The 24,920-nt window shown below is 34.6% G+C and carries 24 protein-coding genes and 1 pseudogene; 2 read left to right on the forward strand and 23 right to left on the reverse strand.

Features of this window, described 5'->3' with window-relative positions:
- Position 1 precedes the first annotated feature (1 nt).
- The 14 genes from xseB to spoIIIAA form a co-directional block, all read right to left on the reverse strand.
- Positions 2–241 carry an exodeoxyribonuclease VII small subunit gene (xseB, locus tag F9279_RS09535; protein ID WP_319020752.1) on the reverse strand — a complete coding sequence of 80 codons (240 nt, stop codon included), beginning with the start codon at positions 239–241 and terminating at the stop codon, positions 2–4.
- Positions 242–243: 2 nt separating this feature from the next.
- The gene (gene xseA, locus F9279_RS09540; protein WP_152112415.1) at positions 244–1,590 is read right to left on the reverse strand and encodes an exodeoxyribonuclease VII large subunit; all 1,347 of its coding nucleotides are present in this window, start codon (positions 1,588–1,590) and stop codon (positions 244–246) included.
- A gap of 116 nt (positions 1,591–1,706) precedes the next feature.
- Complete coding sequence (gene nusB, locus F9279_RS09545) at positions 1,707–2,102, reverse strand: transcription antitermination factor NusB (protein ID WP_152112416.1); 396 nt, start codon at positions 2,100–2,102, stop codon at positions 1,707–1,709.
- A gap of 617 nt (positions 2,103–2,719) precedes the next feature.
- Positions 2,720–3,127 carry an Asp23/Gls24 family envelope stress response protein gene (locus tag F9279_RS09550; RefSeq protein WP_152112417.1) on the reverse strand — a complete coding sequence of 136 codons (408 nt, stop codon included), beginning with the start codon at positions 3,125–3,127 and terminating at the stop codon, positions 2,720–2,722.
- Positions 3,128–3,142: 15 nt separating this feature from the next.
- Positions 3,143–4,501 (reverse strand): acetyl-CoA carboxylase biotin carboxylase subunit, encoded by a 1,359-nt coding sequence (gene accC / locus F9279_RS09555; protein ID WP_152112418.1) that lies wholly within the window; start codon positions 4,499–4,501, stop codon positions 3,143–3,145.
- 14 nt (positions 4,502–4,515) lie between these two features.
- The gene (accB, locus tag F9279_RS09560; RefSeq protein ID WP_152112419.1) at positions 4,516–4,998 is read right to left on the reverse strand and encodes an acetyl-CoA carboxylase biotin carboxyl carrier protein; all 483 of its coding nucleotides are present in this window, start codon (positions 4,996–4,998) and stop codon (positions 4,516–4,518) included.
- Between the two features lie 267 nt (positions 4,999–5,265).
- On the reverse strand, positions 5,266–5,814 hold the full coding sequence (locus F9279_RS09565; RefSeq protein WP_193224525.1) for a SpoIIIAH-like family protein: 549 nt from the start codon (positions 5,812–5,814) through the stop codon (positions 5,266–5,268).
- A gap of 13 nt (positions 5,815–5,827) precedes the next feature.
- Positions 5,828–6,481, reverse strand: coding sequence for a stage III sporulation protein AG (gene spoIIIAG / locus F9279_RS09570; protein ID WP_152112421.1), 654 nt, complete (start codon positions 6,479–6,481; stop codon positions 5,828–5,830).
- Positions 6,474–7,103, reverse strand: a complete 630-nt coding sequence (spoIIIAF, locus tag F9279_RS09575; RefSeq protein WP_152112422.1) for a stage III sporulation protein AF — start codon at positions 7,101–7,103, stop codon at positions 6,474–6,476. Before spoIIIAF ends, spoIIIAG begins: the two co-directional genes overlap by 8 nt.
- Positions 7,104–7,119: 16 nt before the next feature.
- A complete protein-coding gene (gene spoIIIAE, locus F9279_RS09580; protein WP_152112423.1) occupies positions 7,120–8,349 on the reverse strand; it encodes a stage III sporulation protein AE in 1,230 nt (409 codons plus the stop codon).
- A 38-nt stretch (positions 8,350–8,387) separates the two neighbouring features.
- Positions 8,388–8,783, reverse strand: coding sequence for a stage III sporulation protein AD (spoIIIAD, locus tag F9279_RS09585; RefSeq protein ID WP_152112424.1), 396 nt, complete (start codon positions 8,781–8,783; stop codon positions 8,388–8,390).
- Positions 8,784–8,791: 8 nt separating this feature from the next.
- The gene (gene spoIIIAC, locus F9279_RS09590; protein ID WP_152112425.1) at positions 8,792–8,998 is read right to left on the reverse strand and encodes a stage III sporulation protein AC; all 207 of its coding nucleotides are present in this window, start codon (positions 8,996–8,998) and stop codon (positions 8,792–8,794) included.
- 17 nt (positions 8,999–9,015) lie between these two features.
- Positions 9,016–9,531, reverse strand: coding sequence for a stage III sporulation protein SpoIIIAB (gene spoIIIAB, locus F9279_RS09595; RefSeq protein ID WP_152112426.1), 516 nt, complete (start codon positions 9,529–9,531; stop codon positions 9,016–9,018).
- A complete protein-coding gene (gene spoIIIAA / locus F9279_RS09600) occupies positions 9,532–10,458 on the reverse strand; it encodes a stage III sporulation protein AA (protein ID WP_152112427.1) in 927 nt (308 codons plus the stop codon). It abuts the gene before it with no gap.
- A 248-nt stretch (positions 10,459–10,706) separates the two neighbouring features.
- On the opposite strand from spoIIIAA, the gene F9279_RS09605 reads away from it, so the two are divergent.
- Positions 10,707–12,089, forward strand: a complete 1,383-nt coding sequence (locus tag F9279_RS09605; protein WP_152112428.1) for an alkaline phosphatase — start codon at positions 10,707–10,709, stop codon at positions 12,087–12,089.
- A gap of 68 nt (positions 12,090–12,157) precedes the next feature.
- Positions 12,158–12,556, forward strand: a pseudogene (locus F9279_RS09610) (M23 family metallopeptidase); the annotation flags it as partial.
- Positions 12,557–12,931: 375 nt separating this feature from the next.
- Here the strand turns inward: F9279_RS09610 and F9279_RS09615 are convergent.
- The 9 genes from F9279_RS09615 to F9279_RS09655 all read right to left on the reverse strand — a co-directional run bounded on the left by F9279_RS09615 (position 12,932) and on the right by F9279_RS09655 (position 24,909).
- The gene (locus tag F9279_RS09615) at positions 12,932–14,392 is read right to left on the reverse strand and encodes a glycoside hydrolase family 1 protein (protein ID WP_152112429.1); all 1,461 of its coding nucleotides are present in this window, start codon (positions 14,390–14,392) and stop codon (positions 12,932–12,934) included.
- 37 nt (positions 14,393–14,429) lie between these two features.
- Complete coding sequence (gene yicI, locus F9279_RS09620; RefSeq protein WP_152112430.1) at positions 14,430–16,733, reverse strand: alpha-xylosidase; 2,304 nt, start codon at positions 16,731–16,733, stop codon at positions 14,430–14,432.
- 13 nt (positions 16,734–16,746) lie between these two features.
- Positions 16,747–17,634, reverse strand: a complete 888-nt coding sequence (locus F9279_RS09625) for an ROK family protein (protein WP_226793387.1) — start codon at positions 17,632–17,634, stop codon at positions 16,747–16,749.
- A 98-nt stretch (positions 17,635–17,732) separates the two neighbouring features.
- The gene (locus tag F9279_RS09630; RefSeq protein ID WP_152112431.1) at positions 17,733–19,382 is read right to left on the reverse strand and encodes an ABC transporter substrate-binding protein; all 1,650 of its coding nucleotides are present in this window, start codon (positions 19,380–19,382) and stop codon (positions 17,733–17,735) included.
- Between the two features lie 35 nt (positions 19,383–19,417).
- Positions 19,418–20,332: a carbohydrate ABC transporter permease gene (locus F9279_RS09635; protein WP_152112432.1), complete on the reverse strand. Its 915-nt coding sequence runs from the start codon at positions 20,330–20,332 to the stop codon at positions 19,418–19,420.
- A 10-nt stretch (positions 20,333–20,342) separates the two neighbouring features.
- Complete coding sequence (locus F9279_RS09640; protein ID WP_152112433.1) at positions 20,343–21,299, reverse strand: ABC transporter permease; 957 nt, start codon at positions 21,297–21,299, stop codon at positions 20,343–20,345.
- Between the two features lie 214 nt (positions 21,300–21,513).
- Positions 21,514–22,803 (reverse strand): hypothetical protein, encoded by a 1,290-nt coding sequence (locus F9279_RS09645; protein ID WP_152112434.1) that lies wholly within the window; start codon positions 22,801–22,803, stop codon positions 21,514–21,516.
- Positions 22,800–23,453: a DUF624 domain-containing protein gene (locus tag F9279_RS26230; protein WP_152112435.1), complete on the reverse strand. Its 654-nt coding sequence runs from the start codon at positions 23,451–23,453 to the stop codon at positions 22,800–22,802. Before F9279_RS26230 ends, F9279_RS09645 begins: the two co-directional genes overlap by 4 nt.
- 10 nt (positions 23,454–23,463) lie before the next feature.
- Positions 23,464–24,909 (reverse strand): response regulator transcription factor, encoded by a 1,446-nt coding sequence (locus tag F9279_RS09655; protein WP_152112436.1) that lies wholly within the window; start codon positions 24,907–24,909, stop codon positions 23,464–23,466.
- Positions 24,910–24,920: the final 11 nt, after the last annotated feature.

The following is a 24,920-nucleotide window of genomic DNA, read 5'->3' on the forward strand; positions in this document are numbered from 1 at the left end:
CTTATTCCCCCTCTGGCATAGAAAAAGTCTGTTTTTGTCCATTGTCAGTGACTATTTCTGCTAATTGTTCTTCTACATTCTTAAGCTTATCATGACAATATTTAGATAATTCCATTCCCTTTTTGTAAGTATTGATTGCTTCTTCTAAAGGAACATCTCCTTCTTCTAGTTTATCAACAAGACGTTCCAATTCTTCCATTGCTTCCTCGAAAGATTGCTCTTTTTCGATTTCTTTTGCCACTTTTATCGCTCCTTTATCGAAATAATTTCTGCCTGAACTTTCCCATCAGAGAAATGTATTTCCACCTGATCTTTAGGTTTGATTTGTTGAACATTACTTAATAAATTCCCATTTTCATCATATGCAACACTATAGCCTCTCTCTAATATTTTCAAAGGACTCAAAGCATCCATTTTGCCAATTAAAGAACCAAATGCTTGTTTTTTAGCTTTTGTGATTAGGTCTGTGTTACGAATTAGGTTTTTCTGTAAATGCTCTAAATCTGTTCTTGCCTTTTCTATATATTGTTGCGGATGGTTTTTCTTTAATTGTTTCGTTACTACTTCCTGTTCATTCATTTTCCACTCATAAATTCTCAGCATTAAACGGGACAACTGCTCTGTTTGTTTATCCAATTGCTCTAGCTTTTGATCATACAAAACTTTCGGATAGCGAAATGCATAAGAGCGTTGTATTCTATTAAGTCGGACCTTTTGCAATTCATATTTTTCTTTCATGGCTCTTATTAATCGAGATTGTTTATTAATTAATCGCTCCATTAAGTCCTCTACATGTGGAGCCGCAAGTTCTGCTGCACCTGTTGGAGTGGGAGCTCTTAAATCAGCAACAAAATCTGCTATAGTAAAGTCTGTTTCATGACCTACAGCTGAAATGATAGGTACATTTGATTGATAGATTGCCCTAGCAACTATTTCCTCATTAAATGCCCATAATTCTTCAATAGATCCTCCACCTCTACCAACAATTAGTACATCCATATTAGGTTGCTCTAACTCATTTGCCATTTGTATGGCACGAACAATGGAGCGGCCAGCTCCCTCCCCTTGTACAAGCGCAGGAAATATAACCACTTTTGCAATAGGGTATCTTCTTTTAATTGTCGTTAAAATATCTCTAATAGCAGCTCCAGTTGGTGATGTAATAACACCTATAGCACGTGGATACTTTGGTATTTGTTTCTTATGTGTATCAGCAAACAATCCTTCTTCTTCTAGTTTTGCTTTTAACTGCTCATAAGCCAAATAAAGGTCGCCGACTCCATCTGGTTGCATTTCTTGTACATACATTTGATATTGACCGCTAGATTCATAAACCGTAATGCTGCCTTTGACAAGCACTTTCATTCCATTCTCAGGTTGAAATTTCATCTGTTGATTTTGTCTAGCAAACATCACAGCGAGAATTCTTGCTTTCTCATCCTTTAATGTAAAATACATATGACCACTAGAGTGTTGTTTGAAATTAGAAATTTCCCCCTTCACCATTACTTGGTGAAGATGAGGGTCAGCGTCGAATTTTCTTTTTATGTACTTGGTAAGCGCGTATACTGATAAATACTTTGAATCCATATAAAAATCTCCTTATACAGATGAAAAAGGGAGTAGTCTTTCGTACTACATCCCCTTTTCATCTCTGTTATAAGCATTTAAAAGGGAATAAAAAACGAAATACATTCATTTTTTCATCATAGATTATTTTTAATCTTAGATAATACCCCATTTATAAATTTACTCGACTTTTCATCTCCGAACACTTTAGCAATTTCAACTGCTTCATCAATTGCCACATTTGTAGGCACGTCTGCATCTTGTCCATAAAGAATTTCATATGCTGCAATTCGTAAAATATTGCGATCTACATTTGCAATACGTTCAATCGTCCAATTTTCTAAGTAACTTTTTATTTGCTCATCAATGGAAGTTTGATGACTTAATACTCCATCTACTAACTTAGTTAGATATGGATCTTTCTTTTCTTCTTCTTCTAAAACATGCTCAATTGCCGTATCTTTATCTATATCACTAACATCTATTTGAAATAGTGCTTGTAGGGCCTTTTCTCTCGCTGTTCTTCTCTTCATTATATAAACTCCTTTGAATTGCGCTCATCGACAATTTTCTAATGTCAGATGATTCTTCACCAATTTACTTTAATACATGAATAATAGCATAAATGAAAACAAAACTCTATCTTACAAATAAAAAACAGTAGATTAATCATCTTTAGATGGTATTCTTTGCTTTTTATTATGCTTCTAGCAACTTTTTATCTTTATTTTGAATAGGGTTCACCCTTTGCAACTATAACAATTGATAAAAAGTAACCATATTTTTATCCGCGTATTGTATAGTCTGTGTTTTCCGAGGCTTAATGGTCGCTTTCCACGGGACTCATCTACGAGCCACTTTGTTGCTCGCTCCTAAAGAGGTCTCGCTAATCCCACTGGAGTCTCACCACTGTAACGTAGATCAGCTGTATAAAAATTTTATTCTCTCTCTAAATCACTTTTTCTACCAGCTGTACCTTTTTTAAAATTTTGCATCAGCATGAACAGCCCTAAAAAGGCTGGATAGGATTTAAATGATCTTTTACTAAGAAAGTGAATCTTTTTTAGTAAGTTTTCATTTTTTACCTAAACCAGCCTTTTATAATTCCTACTATTCATCCATTATTAATGAATGAATGAAATTGTATAGGTTACATTTCTTGTTGTAGTTCTAAATCTTGTTTGGATGTTTCAAATTGTACTCCAACAATGTGTACATTTACTTCTTGAGTTATTAAACCCGTCATGTTTATTAGGGTTTGACGGATATTATCTTGGATTTGCTGTGCCACTTGTGGAATGGAAATTCCAAAGTTCATCACACAGTAAACTTCCACTTTAATCCCGTCTTCACTTAAGTCTACTTTAACTCCTTTGTTGTGCATTTTCTTTCCTAGTTTCTCCACAACACCAGAAGCAAAATTCCCTCTCATCTGAGCTACACCCTCTACCTCTAGAGCAGCAATACTAGCAATAACTTCAATCACTTCTGGGGCAATTTCTACTTTACCTAACCCATTTGTCTCTTGATTCATTTCTAAGTTTGTCGTTTCGCTCATGTTACTTTCCTCCTTTTATACTTCTGATTTCATCAAGTCATATATCTCTAAAAACTTTGTGTTGAAGTTTCCTTCTACAAACTTTTCATGATTAAGAAGATTTAAGTGAAAAGGAATAGTGGTATGAACACCCTCAATGACAAATTCACTTAACGCACGTTTCATACGTGCGATTGCTTCTTGTCTTGTTGCACCATACGTTATTACTTTGGCAATCATACTATCGTAGTAAGGAGGAATGGTATACCCAGGATATGCAGCAGAATCAACACGAACACCTAAACCACCGGGAGGTAAGTACATGTTAATTTTACCAGCAGAAGGCATGAAGTTCTTTGCAGGGTTTTCTGCATTAATACGACACTCAATTGCCCAACCATTAAAGGTTACATCTTTTTGTTCCACTTCTAATGGTTTACCTGAAGCGACTTTAATTTGTTCTTTAATTAAGTCCATTCCTGTTACCATTTCAGTTACCGGATGCTCTACTTGTATACGTGTATTCATTTCCATGAAATAGAATTTCTTATCACGATAATCATAAATAAACTCAACTGTTCCTGCACCTGAATAGTTTACTGCTTCAGCCGCTTTAACAGCTGCTTCACCCATAATATCTCTCATTTCTTCTGAAAGAACTGGTGATGGAGTTTCTTCAAGAAGCTTTTGTAATCTTCTTTGAATAGAACAGTCTCTTTCTCCTAAGTGAATAACATTTCCGTAATTATCCGCTAATACCTGTACTTCAACATGACGGAAATCTTCAATAAATTTTTCTAAGTATACTCCTGCATTACCAAAAGCTGTTAGAGCTTCTTGTTGAGTAATATTAATACCCTTTACTAATTCTTCTTCCGTTTTTGCTACACGTATCCCTTTACCGCCGCCTCCAGCAGTTGCTTTAATAATAACTGGATAACCAATCTCACTTGCTAAAGCTACGCCTTCTTCCACATCTTTAATAATTCCTTGAGAACCTGGTACAATTGGAACACCTGCTTGACGCATTGTTTCTCTTGCAATATCTTTTGTTCCCATTTTACTTATAGCCTCTGGACTAGGTCCGACAAACGTAATTTTGCAGTCTCTGCATAATTCTGCAAAGTCAGCATTTTCCGCTAAGAACCCATACCCTGGATGAATAGCATCACAACCTGTTAATGTTGCAACACTAATGATGTTAGTAAAATTTAAATAGCTGTCTTTAGAAGCTTTTGGTCCAATACAATATGCCTCATCTGCAATTTGTACGTGTAGTGCATCATGATCAGCCTGTGAATATACGGCAACAGTTTGAATATCTAATTCACGACACGCTCTAATAATTCGGACAGCAATTTCTCCTCTATTTGCTATTAACAGTTTTTTTATCATGCGATTAACCCCTCTTACTTCGCCTTCACTAAGAATAATGGTTCACCGTATTCTACAAGTTCGCCGTCTTTAACTAGTATCTCAACGATTTCTCCATCAACTTCTGCAGTAATTTCGTTAAATAATTTCATTGCTTCAACAATACATACAACGGAATCTTTTGAAACCTTATCTCCAACCTTCACATAATGCTCTGATTCTGGTGAAGAGGATTGATAGAAGGTACCAACCATAGGAGAAGTAATTTTATGTAGGTTTTCATCTTGCGCTGGCTCTATAGATTTGTTATTGCTTTCAGCTACAGCTGTCACAGCAGGTTGTACTGCCTCTTGTTGAATTACTGGTTTAGCTACTAATGGTGCGGGAGCTGCTAGAACCGTTTCTCCATAATTCTTTTTAATTTCTACCTTCACACCATCTTGCTCATATGAAAAATTGCTGATACTTGAATCATCTATTAGTTTTATAAGTTCTTTTACTTCTGTTATTTTTAACATTTGTTACACCCCTTAAAATCTTATTAGGACTAGATACTAATATCATACGATAAGACCTTATGATAATTCAACAAACTTCTGAAAATCTCCCTGTTTTTGTTCCATCTTATTCCCTACATACTTATCATACCACTATCTCAAAAAAATAACTAATACTAGACAACCCAAAGGAAGTAACCGTTATCATTCCATTACATATATAAAGAAAACGAACGGAAAGCCTAAAGAAAACGATTCTTGTTTTCTTTAGGCTCTTATTAATTCCCTTTATTTCGGATCAATTTTAACTGCTACGTTTGCATTAGGTGCATCCATATTTTTTCTTACTAGTTGTACAATGTCATTAGCAGCTTCAGCAGATAACTCTTCTGCTTTTACCGTTACATTTACAGTACCATTTTCAGAGGTTTGAACTAATACATCTTCATAATTTTCTGCTTTAATTAAGCTTTCCATTATCTTTTCGTTGTCTGTAATTTCTTGAAGTTCCTCAATTTTTTCTGTTGCTGCATTTTTTTCTTCTGCTGTTTTTTCAGAAGATCCCTGGATGGTAACTAACTCTTCTTTTTGTTGATCTCTTTTCTCCATCATATCAAGGCGCATTTGCTCAAAAACTGCTTCAGAATCAGTAGTTGTTACCGTACTATCTCCTTTTGACTCTTCTGCTACTTCCTCAGATTGTGCATTTTCTTTCGATTCATCCGTAGTAGCAAACTCATTTAATTGAGAATCAGGTGAAGTAATATAATAAACAGATAAAACTACTACTAGACTCAACATCGTTAATAACCAGACTGTTTGTTTTTTTAATAACATTTGAAAATCCTCCTCAGTTTTGTTTAGGTTGTACAGAAACCCGATGGCTAGGTACATCCAATGCTCGAGTAACTGCTTCTACTATCATAGATTTTATTTTTATATCTTCAGCACCCTTAGCGACAACCAGTACACCTTTAATGCTAGGCTTCACTGTTTCCACAACCAATGGAACTTCTTTGTCTCCGCTAGGCACTAGTACAACACTTTGTTCGTTTGTTGTTTCTTCTACCTTCCTATTACCACCTTGCGTATCTTGTTCCTCTGTTTTTTGGGTGGTTTGGGAAGTATTTTTTTCATATACTTTCTTCTCTGTTCCTTCTATATTTACATAAACAACTGCATCCTTAACTCCTGCAATCGCATTTACTGCGTCCTTTATTTCTTGTTTATACTGCTCTTCATATTCATCAATACTGCTTGGATTCCCACTAGTTTTTTGACCAAAGGTTTCTTCTGTTGCTTCTGAAGTTTCGTCTTCGTTGTAAGCAGCCACTTCCTGTGCTTGATCATCTTTATCTAGCAACATATTACTTACCAGCATGATGGCTGCACCAAATAATATAACCACTACTAGATAAGGAAGCTTTCCTTGTTTACTTACTTTGTTATCATTAGATAGTAGCTTTTTAAGAAAATTCAATGGTCCTTTTTCTTTATTATCCATCCTTCTCTTCCCCCCCTCCTTCGTATGTAATTTCTATCACACTGTTACGAACATCCCATTTTTCAGAAAGGAAGGAAACAATGCTAGCTGTATCCAATTGCTCATTATTTTTTGGAAGAGGTTGCTGTGTGTCAATCTGGATGGTACTGACAACTTCCACTGCATCTTGTGGAGCCTTACTTTCTTTTAATTGAATCACCATTTTATTTAAATTCTCAGGAAACCCCACATCATTCTCACTATTATCAATGGATAACGCTATAGAATTTATTTCTATTCCGTACTCTTCTATCAACTCCTCATTTGCATCCTCTTTTAATTGGACAGCCATTTTATTTAATGTATATTCATCAAGTGATGCTTGTATTTCTTTTTTTTGCAATTCTATTGAATTATTCATATTTTCTTCTAGTCGCTTATTACTTGTTGCTGACACTAATATGTCCTCAAAGTTATGGCTCACTAGCTTAAACACAGGAGTTAAAATAACAGTAAGAAGCAATAAACCTGCCACCATTTTTGTATACTTTTGAAAAGTAGAATTAGGTAAAAGCATATCTATGACAGTTGCTAGCAAGATAAAGAGAATGATATTGGTTACCCATTCCTTAATAAATTCCACATTCTCCCCCTCCTTTCTACTTAACCATCATCGTTAAATTTGCAGCCACTATGATCACCGTTATACTAAGGAAAAACATTAATGATACAACAGCAAGTGCTGCAAATACGTAGATAACACTTTTGCTAATAACATCTAAACAGGTAATGACTGGCCCTCCACCGATTGGTTGCAATAGTGCTGCAGCAAATTTATAGATAAAGGAGATCATTAGAATTTTAATTGCAGGAAATGTAACAATCAGCAAAAGAATAACTACTCCTGCAATTCCAACTGTATTCTTTAATAGCAGAGAAGCATTAATCACGGTATCTGTTGCATCTGTAAACATTCTCCCAATAACGGGTATGAAGTTCCCTGTTACGAACTTTGCCGTTTTAATGGTAATTCCATCTGTAATAGCTGCAGATGCACCTTGAACAGAAATAACCCCGAGGAAAACAGTAAGAAATATCCCTAAAATACCGATGCTTATATTGCGTAATAAATTCGCTAATTGTGTCACTTTATATTGCTCTGATAAACTACTAACAATATGTAGTAGTACAGAAAGAAATAAGAGTGGCAGAACAATTTTTTCAATTAACATCCCGCTAGTATTCATTAAGAAAAGTATAACTGGATGAAAGAAAGCTGCTGAAACTGCACCACCAGAAGCAGCCATTAGGGCAAGTAGTAATGGAACTAGTGCTAACACAAAACTAGACATAGTTGCAATGGTTTCACTTGCATAGGTGATTGCTACATAAAAACTATTGAGAGCAAGGATTATAAGAACCATAAAACAAATGGAGTAAGCAACTTTGCTTATAGAACTTTTTTCAAATGAGTTTTGTAAAGTTTGAAGCAACACGCTGAAAATAGTTAGTAAAATGAGAGAACCTAGTAATTTCCCATTCACAATTATTTCGTGAAAGGCAAACCGTAAAATTCCTTGAAAGAAGCTTTCTAAATCTAGTTTCTTATCACCTGTAATAAAGTCATATAAGCTTCCTTTTTGACTTTCAGGTAAAAAGCCACCATATTCAGAAATAATAGAATCCCAGAAACTTTTCAGTTCATCTAAATTTAGTTTTTCAATTTGTGTACTTACTAGCTCATCTGGATCTAGCATCGACTCCGCTTCTTCGGTATTTTCTGGTGCTTCTGTATTTAGAGATTCATGAGGTGATGCTTGTACAATTGGATTGAATAGGAAGAATGTTGCTGCCATTATAATTAGTATAATTTTTAGTTTTAGTTTCATCTTTGCACCTCAGATACTTTAGGTTTCCTCCATCCTTTTTAGCTAGGTATTAGTTTTAAGATTGTTTCTACTAAAACCGTTAAGATTGGAACAGCCATCGCAAGGATAATAATTTTACCAGCAAGTTCAATCTTTGATGCAATAGAGCCTTGTCCAGCATCTTTTGTGATTTGGACAGCAAATTCCGCAATGTAGGCTATACCAATTATTTTAAGAATTGTCTCGATATAGACGGTATTGACATTTGCATTTGTTGCAATTTTTTCTACCATGTCAAAGATGGCAGCTATCTGATCAACTAGAAAAAGGAAGATAACACAACCAACGAAAACAACAAGTAAGAAAGCAATATTTGGTTTCTGTTCTTTCACAATAATGACGAGAAATGTAGAAATTAAAGCAACTCCAACTACTTGAAGAATCTCAATGATGATATCCTCCTTTATCCTTGAAATAGAAATACAGACTTAATCTTTTGAAATAAATCATCTACAATGCTTGCTACCATAAACAAGATATAAATAAATCCAAATAATGTTACCCATTGGGCATATTCTTTTTTGCCCATCTGGTCGAGAATGGTGTGTAAAAAAGCGACGACGATTCCTACACCTGCAATTTTAAAAATAATATCGACCTCTAAGCCCATACAGTCTCCTCCTAAAACTACATCAATAAGATAACAATCAGAAGTCCTGATAGAAATCCTAAGCTTTTTATCATCTTTTCATATTTCCCTTGCAAATCTCTCGCATCTTGTTCTTCTCTTTCTAAATGAGTGAGCGTTAAGATTATTTGTTTTTGTTGAGAAAATCGATCGTGTCGACCAAGTGTCTCACCGAATTGCTTCATTATTTCTAATTCTGTATTTTTCATTGCTGTTTTTTTCCATGTTTCATCCAGGCTGACGGTCCATGCGTCCTTCACATTGGTATCCTCTGTTAACAAACGATCGGAGAATTTTTTAAAAAAGGAGCTTAATGGTTCTGCCAATTGTTCTGATAGCCTTCTACAAGCCTCATGTAATGGCGTATGACCATACATAATTTCGGCATCAAGTGACTGAAGAGCAGACCTTAAAGCTCTTAGTTGCTTAGGTCTTTGACTTAGTACCTTTGAGAATTCAAAACCACCGAAACTAGTGGAAGCAATTATTAAGATGGCGCCAATTATTTTCAGCAATTAAGTCACCTTCTTTTCATTCAAAAGTAATTGCCCTTGTCCATTTCGTATCGCTGTCACGGTACCAGGCCCTTTCTTTCTATTTAATTCAATAAATCGCTCAAATATGCCCAATTTTATGATTGTTTCTAATGTTGGTCTTTTGCTTACTTCCTCTAAACTTGTTCCATGTGTAGTCATGATCAGTTTAATGCCTGCATTGACTGCTTCTAAAATAGCTTCTTCATCCTCTTTTCTTCCTATCTCATCAACCACTAATACATCAGGACTCATGGAGCGAATCATCATCATCATCCCCTCTGCCTTCGGACAGGCATCTAGCACATCAATTCTTGGTCCAAATGTCATTTGGGGAATACCGTCCATACAGCCAGCTATTTCAGATCTTTCATCCACTATCCCGACTTTTACAGCAGTCCTATTCTTATACTCATTATCTGTAGAGATTACTCTGGCGATATCTCTTAACAAGGTTGTTTTGCCCGTTTGTGGTGCTCCTATAATCATGGTATGTAACCAGTTATTATTGTTGTAGAGATATGGAATAAAAGGATTCGCAATTCCAATCTGTTCTTTTGCAATACGGATATTAAATGACCCAACATCTCTTATTGCTTTTACTTGACTGTTTTCTAAAACCACTCTTCCAGCAAGACCTACTCGGTGACCACCACTAACTGTGATATAGCCTCTTTTCAACTCTTCCTCCATTGTATAAACAGAGTATTGACTGATTTTATTGAGTAGGAGATTTCCTTCCTCTTTTGTAATCAAAAATGGAAAGAATACAGATTGTCCACCTATACTTACTTCTAGTGGTCTACCTATTCGCACTCTAATCTCTTCTATTCCATTTCTTTTAGACGGAGGGATTGTGAGGATGTGTTCTTCAATAGATTTAGGCAAAAACGAGTAGATAGAATTCACAAATATTCCTCCTTCTTTAGTTAAAGCTTGTCCATCGTATAAAGATCAGAACAGCTTGTATTAATCATTTCTTGGCTGGAGCTCCTATTTACAAATCAAGACTTACTAATATGTATGCTTTTATTTGTGAGATATGACTTTTCTTTCCTCTTTTTCGATTCTTTTTCCAATTGCATAAAGTATGGTTAAATAAAGTACATTATCAAAACCTAACTATAATTAAGGATAAAAGTGTTGGAGGATACATCATGAAAAAATCAATCATTGCTCTTCTTTCCATTTACCTGCTTTTCACCTATTCTTCTTGTACGGTACAAGCAAATTCGTCTGGAATAAAAGAGAATAAAACACCAAAAAATATTATTTTTCTAATTGGAGATGGAATGGGGATAGGTCAAATGGAAATAGCTCGTCTATTTCAATATGGCAAAGAAGGTAGTCTTTATATGGAGTCCCTTCCCTATACAGCATTAGCACATACTTATTCAGAAAGTCATCGTGTAACCGATTCAGCAGCTGGTGGTACAGCACTTGCCATCGGAAAGAAAACAACGAACGGAATGATAGGAATTACCTCAGATGGGCAAGTAAAAGATAGTATTTTAGATATTAGTAAAAAGAATGGAAAGAGAACAGCCATTATTACAACCAATTCTGTAACGGACGCTACTCCTGCAAGTTTTTCAGCAAGTGTTAATAATAGATGGGCAGATCAAGAAGAAATAGCCAAACAACAACTGGAGAACTCTGTAGATATAATTCTTGGTGGAGGTTACAAGAACTTTCGTAAAAAAGATAAGAGAAGCTTAACATTATTAGATGCCTATAAAAAACAAGGGTACGAAGTAGTAACAACAAAAGAGGAATTACTAAAATCTAATCATACACAATTACTTGGTCTTTTTAATGAGTCTCATTTAAACTTTCAATTAGATAAAGAGGAATTAACCTCTAACGAACCCTCCTTGAAAGAAATGACACAGAAATCATTAGAAATCCTTTCATCAGATGACAAAGGTTTTTTTGCTATGATAGAAGGTGGACGAATCGACCATGCCTCTCACTCCTCAGACATTACTGGTATCTGGAAGGAAACAGTAGCGTTTGATGAAGTCGTAAAAGAATGTGTTGAATGGGCCAAAAAAAGAGATGATACATTGGTTATTGTGGCAGCAGATCATGAAACTATGGGATTATCAGCTACAGAGGCAATGGATATAGAGGGCTTAAAAGAAATTAAAGTTTCTCCTTATTATATGGTGAGTCAATTACAGAAGAATAAGAATGGAGTAGGATATACAAATAAAAGTATCAAAAATGTCTTTAAAAAATATGCTCATATAGAGTTGAGTGATACAGAAGCAAAGAAATTTCAACAACATGTACATCCGCTAAAAGATCAGGTTTATCCTGATCAGCATGTCGCATGGAATATCGGAAGTATGATCGCTAACCATTATCATGCTGGGGTAACAAACCGAACCGCTCAAAAATTAAGTAGCACAGGAGGACATACTAGTAATATGATTGCCGTATTTGCATACGGAAATGGTGCAGATCAGTTTCACGGAGTAATAGACAATACAGATATCCCTAAGAAAATTGCTTCTATTATGGGTTATAGCTTTTAATATTTTATAGTCTTGTGTACAAGCCATAGTAAATCACTTTTCATATATTATGATGAGGTGATTTTACTATGTTTATGAGACCAACTACGGTTACTTATGTATCAAATGGTTTTAGACCAACAGGAAATAACAGTCATTTTGGTGTGGATTTTGCTTCAAATGGAACACATAGCATTGTTGCAAGTGCAAATGGTACTGTATCAAGATCGTATTACTCCAATAGTTATGGTGAATGCATTATGATTGTTCATCAATCAAACGGACAAGAGTATGAAACAGTTTATGCTCATTTAAGAAGTGGATCTAGAAGAGTACAAGTAGGAGATTCAGTGGTTATGGGCCAAGAAATTGGAATAATGGGAAGTACAGGTCAATCCACTGGTCAACATTTGCACTTTGAATTACATGTTGGAAGATGGAATAGTACGAAGTCTAATGCAGTTGATCCATTGCCCTTTATAAACAAAAGCCAGGAAACACCAACATTGACCGAAACAACCTATACAGTGAAAGCAGGAGACACTTTATATAAAATAAGTAAAATGTATCATACTAGTGTTCAAGCAATTGCCACTCTTAATAACATAACAAATCCTAATCTTATAATAGTTGGGCAAAAACTTAAAATACCATCCAACTAATAAGCGCAAACGAGAAGTAAGATAGAGGAAATACTGTAAGTCAAATTTCAGAAATGGATGCAGAATATAGATATAACTTATGATGGTATCATATGCCAAAAATGCTCTTCTAAGCAACTATCTTCAAGTACGGTCTAAATATAAGAAAGGACCCTAAGAAGGCAGTTTAACCTGCAATCTCTTAGGGTTCTTCTATTTAAATTATAAGAAGGATCCGTTTTCTTCAATCACTTTCTTGTACCAATAATAGCTTTTCTTTGGAATCCTTTCTAAGTCCTTTTCATCCTGCTCTGTTCTATTAACGAATACAAATCCATACCTTTTTTTATACCCGTTTAACCAACTAAGCAAATCTGTAAACGACCAAGCACAATAACCAATGATATCTACTCCATCTGATATTGCCTTTTTCATTTCTACAATATGCTCCTCTAGATACTCTATGCGATAATTATCTTCAATACTTCCATTTTCATTCACTATATCGATTGCACCAAGTCCATTTTCTGTAATAAATATGGGTAAATTATATCTGGATTGAACTCTCCTTAATGCTACACGAAAGCCAACAGGATCAATCTCCCATCCCCAATCAGTCTTATTTAAGAAAGGGTTCTCCACTGTATTAAACATTGGTACTTCAGGAGATAGTGCCTGCGTTTCTTTGGGCTGCATAGAATAGGGATCTGTACTAGAGAACCTTTTTTCTTTGTCTATCTCTTCATACTCCAAACGATTCTGTTGTGCAGTTCCACCGTGGTAATAATTTATACCTAAAAAATCTGGCTTAGCAGACTTTAAAAGTAATTCATCTTCTACCTTAATAGTAGGGGCAATTCCTAGTCTTACTAGCTGCTTTAATACAAATTTCGGATAGGTTCCTTTGCAATAAATATCTAACCACCAATCATTATTAAAAGCCTCTGCATTTTCAGCTGCTAACACATTCGATGGATCTGCATTATATGGATACATTGGTCCATAGCCAAAACTTGGACCAATTTTCCCATTTGGCACAAGCTCATGAAAAAGATTAATTGCTTCTGCATTGGCAAGATTAATGATGTGGTTTGCTTCATACATTCTTTTAATATCTGTAACCGCTGGAGGATGAACAGCCCATCGATATCCTAAGGAAGTAAACACATTCTGTTCATTCATAGTCACCCAATAAGTAACCTTATGACCTAGTTTCTTATACAAAACTTCACAATATTTTTTAAAGGCTGTAATGGTTTCGCGGGATTCCCATCCATTATACCTATCTTGTATAGATTGAGGAATATCCCAATGATATAGGGTAACCACTGGTTCAATATGATTGTTTAGTAGTTCATCTACTAACCTATCATAAAAGTTTAGCCCTGCTTCGTTCACTTCTCCGTCTCCATCTGGTATAACTCTGCTCCATGAGACACTAAAGCGATAAGCTTTTAATCCCATATCAGCCATTAATTTCACGTCTTCTTTATATAAATGATAGTGGTTTACTGCTACATCTCCATTTGTTCCTTCAAAAGTTTTTCCTTCCAACTTTGAAAATGAATCCCATACAGAGGGTCCTTTTCCATCCTCATTCCAAGCACCTTCAATTTGATAAGCAGCAGATGCCGCTCCCCAAAGAAAGTTTTCTGGAAAATTATCCAAGTTTTTATAGTACATTCTTTCACCTCTCTAATTATCGATTGATGCTTTACTTTTACAGTATTAAAGTTTTCTGAGATGAATGGATATAAGTAGAATGATTTTCAATTTTAATCTCTGGAGCAGGTGGAATATCTGTCACTCCATGTAAAACAATTTCATATTGAGTAATTCCATCTATTTCAATTTCATATTTCCCATTCTTTTTAATTAAATGGATATTTGCGGCCTTTTCTCCATTTGTCGTGTGAATTTCTGCATGAAGTGTCTCATTCTCATGTAAGTCAAACACATGGATTCTTGGATTTTCTGTGTAATCATACTCTGCATGCTGATTGCAATTACCTTCAATAATAATACTATGTGGTCGTACAAGCAGTGGAAGATTCATATAATCATAGACTTGTTCATACCAATTCCCACCTTCATAGGTTTCTCCTGTTAAATAATTTGTCCATACCCCTTTTGTTTCGGGTACATAAAATGATACCTTTCCGTCTTCTCTAAAGATTGGTGCAACAAGTAGGTTATCCCCGAACATATATTGACGGTCAAGAGTATGTGTTGCTAAGTCTTCAGGAAATTCTAAAACCATTGGCCGCATCATAGGAATCCCTTTTTCTGCAGTGTATACAGACTGACTTATTATGTAAGGCATTAAACTTAATTTTAACTTGGTGAATTTTCTTGCTACGTCCACTGCTTCCTCTCCGTAAATCCAAGGCACCTTATATTCCCAGCTTCCATGATATCTGCTATGAGAGGATAATAACCCGAATTGAGTCCATCTCTTATAGATATCAGGATTTGCTCCTGCCTCAAAACCTGATATGTCATGGCTCCAATATCCAAATCCACCTAAGCCAAAGGACAATCCAGCTCGTAAAGATTCTGCCATAGATGGATAATCAGAAGTACTGTCTCCTCCCCAATGTACAGGGAACTTCTGTGATCCTACAGAAGCTGAGCGTGCAAAAACTACTGCTTCTTCTTTACCTCGTTCTTCCACTAATAAGTTGTATACCACTTCGTTATATAAAAACGCATAATAATTATGCATTCTTTCTGGGGAAGATCCATCAAAATATATACAATCGGTTGGAATGCGTTCACCAAAATCTGTTTTAAAGCAGTCTACACCCATGTCAAGTAATGATTTTAATTTCTCTTGATACCATTCGGTTGCTTTTGGATTAGTAAAGTCCACAATAGCCATCCCTGCTTGCCACTTATCCCACTGCCATATGTCTCCATTTTCTTTCTTTAAAAAGTATTCTTTCTCCATTCCTTCATCAAATAACGGAGATTTCTGCCCAATGTATGGATTAATCCATACACAAATTTTCAAACCTTTTGCTTTTAACCTCTCTAACATTTTTTGAGGTTCTGGAAAAGTTTCCTGATCCCATGTGAAATTACACCATTCATATTCTTTCATCCATAAACAATCAAAATGAAAAACCTCTAAGGGAATATCATGCTGAACCATACCATCCACAAAAGAGGTCACTGTTTTCTCATCATAGTCGGTCAAAAAAGATGTACTAAGCCAAAGGCCAAAAGACCATGCTGGTGGCATGGAAGGTTTGCCAGTTAAATCTGTGTAATTTTCTAGGACCTTTTTTAAACTTTCTCCACCGATTACATAATACTCCATCATCTCACCAGGTACACTAAATTGAACTTTTGAAACCTTTTCACTACCTATTTCATAGCTTACTTCACCTGGTGAATTCACAAATACTCCATACCCTTTGTTACTAACATAGAATGGTATATTTTTGTACGCCTGCTCCGTACCCGTGCCGCCGTCTGCATTCCAAATATCAACTGTTTGTCCGTTTTTCACAAAATTCGTAAACCGTTCTCCCAGCCCGTAAATATATTCCCCTACATCAAGTGACAATTGCTCACTAATATGGGAAAAGCCTTGTGGATCTTTAATGTAGCTTTTACTTCTAGGTTTGCTTTCAGTAAGGTTTGCTTCCTTATAATTAAAAGAAATGGAAAAGTTCTCTCCCTTTGTTATGACTGCGCTCAAGTCACCTGATACAAAAGAATAATCCGATTCGGTTTCTACCATTTCTGGTAGAATATCTTTTGTGTTTAAATCAAAATCAGGACCCAGCTTTTTTGCACCTTTGTGATGATACATTCTTACCCCAATAATATCTAAATGTGGAGAAAAGAGTTCTACTGTCATCATTCCACCATCTAAGGTAGCTCCTTTATTGGAAATATAGGAAAATGGAGTATATAAGGTTAAATTATTTTTTGTTTGTCTTGTACCATATACATGAGTAGCGTAGTTTACCTCAAATCCATCTTTTACTAGCCAGCCACCGTTTAAAAACTTCATTTATTACACTCCCTTACTTTAATTGTTGTTGTTCTACAAGATAATAAGCACCCCATAAGCCTGAATCATTGTGATGCTTGCATGTTTCTATAGGTACCATGAAATCTTTCCAATGAGGTATAGTGCTTAATGCTTCCTTTATGTAGGAAATTAAGGTTGAGTTCTGACTGACCCCACCACCTATAAGAACTTTCTCAGGATTTAGAAGCACTACAGAATTAAAGATTGTAATACCAACATATTTACTCCATTCTCTAATTACTTCATTTACCTTAGGATCATTTGTTTTTGCAAATATTTCCTCTCCAGATATTTCATCCTCAGGAGAAAGCTTATTTTTTTCTTTGTAAAGATTAATTAGTGCACTAGTTGATGCTAATTCGTGAAGTGTTTTATTAGGAGATCTTCCATAATCTATAAGCATCATCCCTAATTCACCTGCTCGATAAGAGTGACCTTTTATCGTCTGATTATAATGATATATCGCCCCGCCTACTCCTGTACCAAGCGTAATTAGAATAAAATCATGGTTTTCTACTGCTGCACCATCATATTTCTCTGCTAATGCTGCACAATTCGCGTCATTATCAATATAAATTGGACAGTCAAGCGAAATTCGTCTCTTTAATTCATCAACTATAGATATGCCATTAATAGAAGTAATTGCCCCAGCTAATATAGGAACTCCATTATCTGTATCAATAAAGCCTGGAAAACTCAATCCTATACCTGAAATAGGCATTACTTCGTCTAGTTCCTCTATTCTGCTAACCAAACCAGAAAGGAAAATTTCTTTATCATTTCTTTCCGTTTTATATTTTCCTTTCTTTACTATGTTAGATTGATCAAACAGACCATATTTTACAAATGTTCCACCAACATCAAAGCTTATGATAGCCAATATCCATTCACCTCTATAAAGAGGATGAATCAATAAGATGTAAAACAGATAATTCTATATTGTTTTTCATCTTATATACATCCCCTCTAATATCTTCCTTAATTACCCCATAACTCCATACGATCTTTGATTAAATCAGTCATATCAGAACTTGCTTCTTCAATCCCTAATTTATTTAATTCTTCTTGCATATCTGACCATTTTTTTTCAAATTCACTTGGATCCGATATAATAATATCTGTAATAGCTTGAGTCGTGTAATCATCCGCTTTTTGTTGGATAACCGTTAAATCACTGCTTGCTGGTATGGCAATTTCAAAGGCACGACCATGTTTAGTACTACCTAATTCTTTTGGAGATGGGAAGAAATCTGCCCATACTTCATGACCATAACTACTAATGACTTCTTTTTCTTCCTCTGTGTAATTAGACATTGCTAATTCCTTCGTATCAGAACGGGAAATTGGTTGACCAGTAGAGTCTACTGCACCTGTACCCCATTGTGGGAATGGATAGATATAGTTTCCTACACCTGTTTTAAGGGTATAATTAGGGTCTGTTTGAGACTCTTGTATGTCTGTGGCAACACGTTTTCCATCCTTGATTTCATAATTTTCCCCTTCAATGCCCCAATTCACTAAAATTTGTGCTTCCTCAGATGCCATCCAATCTAAGAATTCGAAAGCTTTTTCCTGATGTTCACTTGTGGAAGAAATAGAAACACCCGTTGAACCAGTATACCCATAATCTTTCGTATCTGGCTGTAAGATACCTTCTTCTAGTGTTACGGCAAGTGGTGCATATGTTCTCCATGACTGTCCATCTGCCTTAAGTGCAGCAACCCCATCATTTATATCCCAATTTTGGTCTGCTAATCCAATAACACGGCCAGATGATATTTTGGCAATGTACGTATCATATTTTTGCGTGAAGCTCTCTGGATCTACTAATCCTTCATCATACATATGGTTAAGCCATTTGAAGTACTCTTTTACTTTTTCATCTTGGAATTTATATCTCGTCTCTCCAGATTCCTCATCTACTAGCCATTGTCCATCATCTTGGTAGCCTGAAGCATAACCAGATGGGTTTCCAACTGTTATTAACCATCTCCAATCACTGCCTAATAGAGAAAGACCGATAGTATCTTGTCCATTGATTTGAGGATACTTTTCTTTATATGCTTTTAATGCATTCTCAAATTCCTCTAGTGTTTTTATTTCTGGATAACCTAATTCTTTCAATGCTTCCAATTGAGTTTTAAATGTTCCGCTTGGATTTAAAACTGTATTCGTCATTCCACCAGTACCAACATGATATATCTGGGGATCCTCTGTATTATTTTTCAAGCGCACTAGTTCATCTTTGTAAAGCGCTTTCAAATTTTCACCCTTTTCTTCTATTAAATCATCTAACGGTATAACCGCTCCAGCATCAATTAATTTATTGATATCTCCTTTACCAAAAATTAGATCAGGATAGTCACCACTAGCAATCATCAATGGAATGGCTTGTATATCCCCTCCAACAGGATGAGAGATTTCTAGTTTCACTCCTGTTTTCTTTGTAATTTCCTTTGCAACTGGATTGTCAAATTTATCATCCTTCGTTAGATCTGCACTAAAGAAAGTCAATGTTGTAACATCTTCGCCACTATTTTCATCTGTATTTACATCATTATTACAGGCTGAAAGCAGCATACCTGTAGTAAGCACACTTGCCAAAATCATTTTTCTCTTCCTCTTCATATAAGTCCCTCCTAATATACACTCTTTCTATCAACTTAATTTTTTACTGCTCCTAGTGTTAATCCAGAGACGAAATACTTTTGCAGGAAAGGATATACAAGCAAAATTGGTACCGTTGCAATAATGGTAATCGCCATTTTTATTGATTCTGGAGTGGTCTTTCCTGCATTTAACTGCTCCATAGCGGCATTACTTACATTTCCAGCTGATTGTGCACTAGCATTATCTAATATCTTAATTAATTCATATTGAAGCGTTGTTAAGTTAACATTCCCCCTTGCATATAAATAAGTATCAAACCAGCTATTCCACTGGCCAACCGCTATAAAAAGTGCAATTGTCGCAATGGCTGGAATACATAGCGGCATAATAATCTTGTAGAAAATAACAAAATCATTGGCACCATCTATTTTCGCTGATTCTTCTAATGCATCTGGTAAACTATCAATAAAGGATCTAATAACAATCACATTAAAGGCACTAAGCAGTGCGGGAATAATGTATACTGCAAAGCTGTTAATCAATCCTAAATTGCGAATTAAGATATATCCAGGAATTAGCCCACCACTGACATACATGGTAATGATAAGTAATGTCGTGATATGCTTTCTAAAAATGAAATCTTTTCGGCTAATAACATAAGCCATCACACAGGTACATAAAACTCCTGCAACTGTACCTACTACCGTTCTTAAAACAGAGTTCGTAAATGCTAAAAGCAATTGATCATTATTACTAAAAATTTCAATATAGTTAGCAAAAGTAAATTCCCTTGGTAAAATATGCAATCCACCTTTTGCTGTATCAACTGAGTCATTTAATGAGATAGCTAACACATTTAAAAATGGATATAGGGTTGCGATAATGACAACAATCATAATGACTGCAATCAACAAATCAAATCCAGTTGGCCTGTTCAAGCGATTTTTTCTTCGTAATAATTTTGCCATAATACCCTCCTTACATGAGACCGCCATTTCCTGATTTTTTGGCGATATTATTAAATACAAAGATTAAGATTATACTTACCACTGATTTAAAAATTCCAATTGCAGTACCATATGAATATCTAAACATCCCAATACCATAATCTAGAGCATATTTATCTAATACTAAGGCTTTATCAGCTACGATATTATTCCCTAACAACATCTGTTTCTCAAACCCAATATTTATTAAGTTGCCAATACTCATAATAAGCAAAATTAAAATGATTGGCTTTATGGATGAAAGTGTAATATGGATCATTTGTTTAAAGCGACTTGCACCATCAACCCAAGCAGCTTCATACATCTCTCTATCAATACTAACCATTGCAGCAAGGTATATAATTGCATTCCATCCCATTTCTTTCCAAACGTCAGAGAATGTAACGATATACCAAAACTTGTCTGGATCACTCATAAATTGAATAGGTGAATCTATGATGTGGAGAGAGATTAATAGTTCATTTACTACTCCATTTGTTGAAAGCATAGTGGTTACAATATTAGCCACGATTACCCAAGATACAAAGTGTGGAAGATAGGATACGGTTTGAGTAAATTTCTTGAACCTAGTAAATCTTAATTCATTTAGCAATAAAGCAAACGCAATGGAACTAATAGTTCCAAAAACTATTCCCAATCCTCCCATCCCTAAAGTATTGATAAGTGCACGGTAAAACAATTCATCCTCAAACAATGCTTTAAAATGCTTAAGTCCAACCCAGGGAGACTCTATAACTCCCAGTGCAGGTTTGTAATCTTGAAAAGCCATGATCCATCCAAAAAGAGGAACATAACAAAAAATGATCAGCCAAATTACTAGAGGAAGTGCCATAAAAATGAGTACTTTTTGTTCTTTCAGCTTTTTCCATGTTATCTTCTTCTCTTTTTGGGGTTTCTTTTCTTGATTAACAACAGGTGCTATCTCCATAATCCCCACTCCCTAAACTAAACTAACTGCTTATAAATAAATTATATTTGATTGCGCTTTCATTAGTAATAGTAATTCTTAGTGTAGGAAGTAGTAAAAAATAGTGTTTTTGTAAGCGTTTTAAATATTATTTTCACAACTTTTTGTATACCTAAAGGAAAGTGCCCATAATTAAGTATATGAGCACTTTTTTATACAATATGGATAGTTCTTCTTATTTATTTACAGCTTCTAACTGATATTGCATCTCTGTTAGTTGATCCTTTTTCATTATAAAATCGATATTTCCATTCTCTTTTATTGCTACTTTTCTTTCATTCTCTTTTAATGTGTAATATTCAAGTGTTCTACTATGCTCTTTTCCATCAGAAGTAAATCTATATGTCATTTCTAAATAGGGATCTGGCTCTAATGCTTCTCCTATATATTCCTCTTCAGCAGATAGCGCTGCAACATATTGATACATCTTTCTAAACTCATCTTCCTCTATATTTCTATTATTCAATTGAAAGTTAGAGATAATTTTATCTGATGTTCTATTTAGTTGATGGGAAGCTGTTATCTTGAATTCCTCTTCTCCTTTTACCGTCCACTCATCTAAAGCATCTGCCATTATTAAGCACACAAATTTATCTATTATGGTTAATGGCTTATTAAGTAAGTTTTCTACTTGTCCTCTTGAAATAGAGAGCAAGCTTTCTTCATTATTAATAGTTGCAAAATATTGATTTTTTCCATCCTTTAATAACTGTAATGTATATTCCTTTACCTCATCTTTAACAGAAATGTCAGCCCACTTTGTTAGCTCATTTTGGTTAATATCTTGTGCCTGTTTTAATACTTTTAAGTGAGCAAGAGTATTTAATATTTCTTCCATTTTATTGTATTCCACCGAATATTCTTGTTCATAATAGTCATGAAGGTACCAACCACTAATAAAAGGAGCCTTTTCAACTGAAGAACTGGAAGATTGTTGATTTAGAGTATAGTCACCTTGTTCTCCATCGAAGGATACTTGTATAATATCATCTACTTCAATTGGAAATACCTTATCTTCTGAAAATATGATTGGTGAGTAGTATTTTACTAGATTCGGAACATTCTTTACATGGTAGGTCTGATCTTGCTCTACCAAGTAGAATTCATTTTCCTTCGTATATAGCTTTAATTCAGTCTGATCAGCTGTCACTTCTAAAAATAAATCTAGGTCATCATCTATTTTTACTTTATCTCCTTTTATGCTAGAAAGTGCTGCTACAAATTGATTTGGCATATCATCTTGTATATCAGTATTCACTAGCTTCCAAGTGTTATCTTCTTTCGTTATCTCTATGTTACTACTATTCTGTTTTACTTGAATTGTACTTGCCTGCTCTATATTTTGGAAGTTAACTTTATTATTATTTACAGAAGTGGTTTGTTGGGTTCCGTCCTTACAACTACTTAACAAGAGCACAACCAAAATGAACAAATAAATGAGAGAGTTTTTTTTTATTCTGTTCATTTTATTAGCTCCTTCTCTAGTTGATTTAATACCGGATTAGTATAATACATAACAATGTAACCAAATAGACTAAAAGCAATCAAAAAGGAAAAAGCAGTAAGATAGTAAAACAGAACGACCAGTATAATTAAGGTAGATAAATGCAAGAATACTTTCCCTGGAAAGCGAAGAATTGTAAAAGGACCTACCTTTAACAGAGTTTTCACGTTACTTTCAAATCTGCTTAATACACATAAACTTATACTAGATATCATAATAACCAAGGCCAAGAGAAGGCCAATAACTATGGCTATTAAAGTATTATTTCGTTCTAACATATAAAAGAAATCAACAAACAATATTAAAGAGATAGTCAGCTGTATGAACCAGTAAAAAAAACTAGTTTTAAAATTTGTCCTGTAGTCCAAAAAATAGTCTCTAACAGGTGTGATTCCACCCTCTCTTAATAAACGCCCATTAGTGGAGAATAGCGCAGTCAGACTTGCTCCCATAGGAAGTAGACTTATATAAAAAAGCAAAATATTTTCTAAAGAAAAGGGGAAAAGTAATAAGGCACCAAAAAATAAAAGATTGCTTAATAGAAAACATAGATTTAACAGAAAAAAATTTGAAATGTAATTTAAGATACTATATATATTCTTACTGTTCATCTCTTTCACCTTACCCCTTTAATTTTCTATATTCATTTGGAGACATACCATAAAACCGTTTGAATTTTTTGTAAAAATAATCCAAATTTGTATACCCTGTTCTTTCTGCTATTTCATAGATCATTAACTTCGAATCTTTTATAAGCTGCTTCGCTTTTCCCATACGTATTTCATCTAAATATTGAGAGTAGCTTATCCTAGTTTCTTTTTTGAATTTCTTACCAATATAAGCATTATTATAATTGAAATATTCCGAAATAATTTTAAGGTTTAAATCCTCTTTATAATGCTTTTTCGTATATAGTTCTATTTCTTGAATCGTATTAATTCTATTCAAACTTTCATTTATTGCTTCTTGTAACAAGGAGTATTTTATCCTTATATCACACAATAGCTCTTCCAAATTTTCACTTCCAGCAATACAATCTTGAACAATCCGTACCAATTCTTGAAAACGTTCTCTTTTTAAAGGTTGAATTGCCTCTATAACTTTACCTACTACGATATGAAAATCATTTATAACTGCCCATTTTATTTCATTTTCATTCATTGGTTTATAGATGAAGTTTTCTTTATATTTAATAAATGAATCAGAAAGATCTCCATCATTCAATACTGTAGTTAATAATTTTTCTGTTATATTTCCTGTATATAAGGATTGAATCTGTAAAAATTTAATTCTCTCCTTTGATATAACACTTAGATTCGAATAGGTGAAAGTCATTTCTTTTAATAGTCTTATCTCCTTGTAAAGTTGATTTAGTGGATGACTTTTATTCAGCCATGAAGATTCGAAGATAACTTCCTTCTTTTCTTGAGCTAATATAATTAACTTTTCGACTACTGCATCTAAATCAATTTCGTCAACGGTTAACACTAAAACATACGTATAATCATCATGAATTAAAAGATAACAAAGTACATCTTTTATCCCCTTCACCCAAGTCTGAAATTCCTCAGCTGTTGATTGTTTAGAAAAACAAACTAGATTTGCTAATTTATATTCATGAGATAAACTTATCTGTATTCCTTCAAATATATTCTTTTTTAATTCTTCGGAAGGAGCAAAATCCGGTTTCCTATTTTGTTCTATTTTACTAATCCTCTGCAATATATCTGTTAATTCATCTTCATCTATCGGTTTTAGTAAATAAGAGACTGTTCCTAAACGAATGGCTTTTTGGGCATAAGAAAACTCTGAATATCCTGATAGTATAATAGAGTAAAAGGAAACTCCCCTTTGTTTCGCAGTATGTATCATCTCTAACCCGTCCATTTCAGGCATGCGTATATCTGTAATCACTAGATCGGGTTGATATTCTTGAATTAGTTTTATTCCTTCTATCCCATTTTGAGCAGCACCGACAATTTCAAATCCATAATACTGCCAATCAATAATATGAGGAAGACCTTCTCTAATTATTGGCTCGTCATCGACAATTAATACTTTTTTCATTGTTTATGCCC

This window comes from Bacillus sp. B1-b2, from assembly GCF_009183415.1.
Taxonomy (GTDB): domain Bacteria; phylum Bacillota; class Bacilli; order Bacillales; family Cytobacillaceae; genus Niallia.

Excerpts from the sequence above, each read along its gene's own strand:
- xseA (WP_152112415.1), bottom strand. The coding sequence starts at position 1,590 with ATGGATTCAAAGTATTTATCAGTATACGCGCTTACCAAGTACATAAAA.
- nusB (WP_152112416.1), bottom strand. The coding sequence starts at position 2,102 with ATGAAGAGAAGAACAGCGAGAGAAAAGGCCCTACAAGCACTATTTCAA.
- F9279_RS09550 (WP_152112417.1), bottom strand. The coding sequence starts at position 3,127 with ATGAGCGAAACGACAAACTTAGAAATGAATCAAGAGACAAATGGGTTA.
- accC (WP_152112418.1), bottom strand. The coding sequence starts at position 4,501 with ATGATAAAAAAACTGTTAATAGCAAATAGAGGAGAAATTGCTGTCCGA.
- accB (WP_152112419.1), bottom strand. The coding sequence starts at position 4,998 with ATGTTAAAAATAACAGAAGTAAAAGAACTTATAAAACTAATAGATGAT.
- F9279_RS09565 (WP_193224525.1), bottom strand. The coding sequence starts at position 5,814 with ATGTTATTAAAAAAACAAACAGTCTGGTTATTAACGATGTTGAGTCTA.
- spoIIIAG (WP_152112421.1), bottom strand. The coding sequence starts at position 6,481 with ATGGATAATAAAGAAAAAGGACCATTGAATTTTCTTAAAAAGCTACTA.
- spoIIIAE (WP_152112423.1), bottom strand. The coding sequence starts at position 8,349 with ATGAAACTAAAACTAAAAATTATACTAATTATAATGGCAGCAACATTC.
- spoIIIAC (WP_152112425.1), bottom strand. The coding sequence starts at position 8,998 with ATGGGCTTAGAGGTCGATATTATTTTTAAAATTGCAGGTGTAGGAATC.
- F9279_RS09605 (WP_152112428.1), top strand. The coding sequence starts at position 10,707 with ATGAAAAAATCAATCATTGCTCTTCTTTCCATTTACCTGCTTTTCACC.
- F9279_RS09615 (WP_152112429.1), bottom strand. The coding sequence starts at position 14,392 with ATGTACTATAAAAACTTGGATAATTTTCCAGAAAACTTTCTTTGGGGA.
- yicI (WP_152112430.1), bottom strand. The coding sequence starts at position 16,733 with ATGAAGTTTTTAAACGGTGGCTGGCTAGTAAAAGATGGATTTGAGGTA.
- F9279_RS09630 (WP_152112431.1), bottom strand. The coding sequence starts at position 19,382 with ATGAAGAGGAAGAGAAAAATGATTTTGGCAAGTGTGCTTACTACAGGT.
- F9279_RS09635 (WP_152112432.1), bottom strand. The coding sequence starts at position 20,332 with ATGGCAAAATTATTACGAAGAAAAAATCGCTTGAACAGGCCAACTGGA.
- F9279_RS09640 (WP_152112433.1), bottom strand. The coding sequence starts at position 21,299 with ATGGAGATAGCACCTGTTGTTAATCAAGAAAAGAAACCCCAAAAAGAG.
- F9279_RS09645 (WP_152112434.1), bottom strand. The coding sequence starts at position 22,803 with ATGAACAGAATAAAAAAAAACTCTCTCATTTATTTGTTCATTTTGGTT.
- F9279_RS26230 (WP_152112435.1), bottom strand. The coding sequence starts at position 23,453 with ATGAACAGTAAGAATATATATAGTATCTTAAATTACATTTCAAATTTT.
- F9279_RS09655 (WP_152112436.1), bottom strand. The coding sequence starts at position 24,909 with ATGAAAAAAGTATTAATTGTCGATGACGAGCCAATAATTAGAGAAGGT.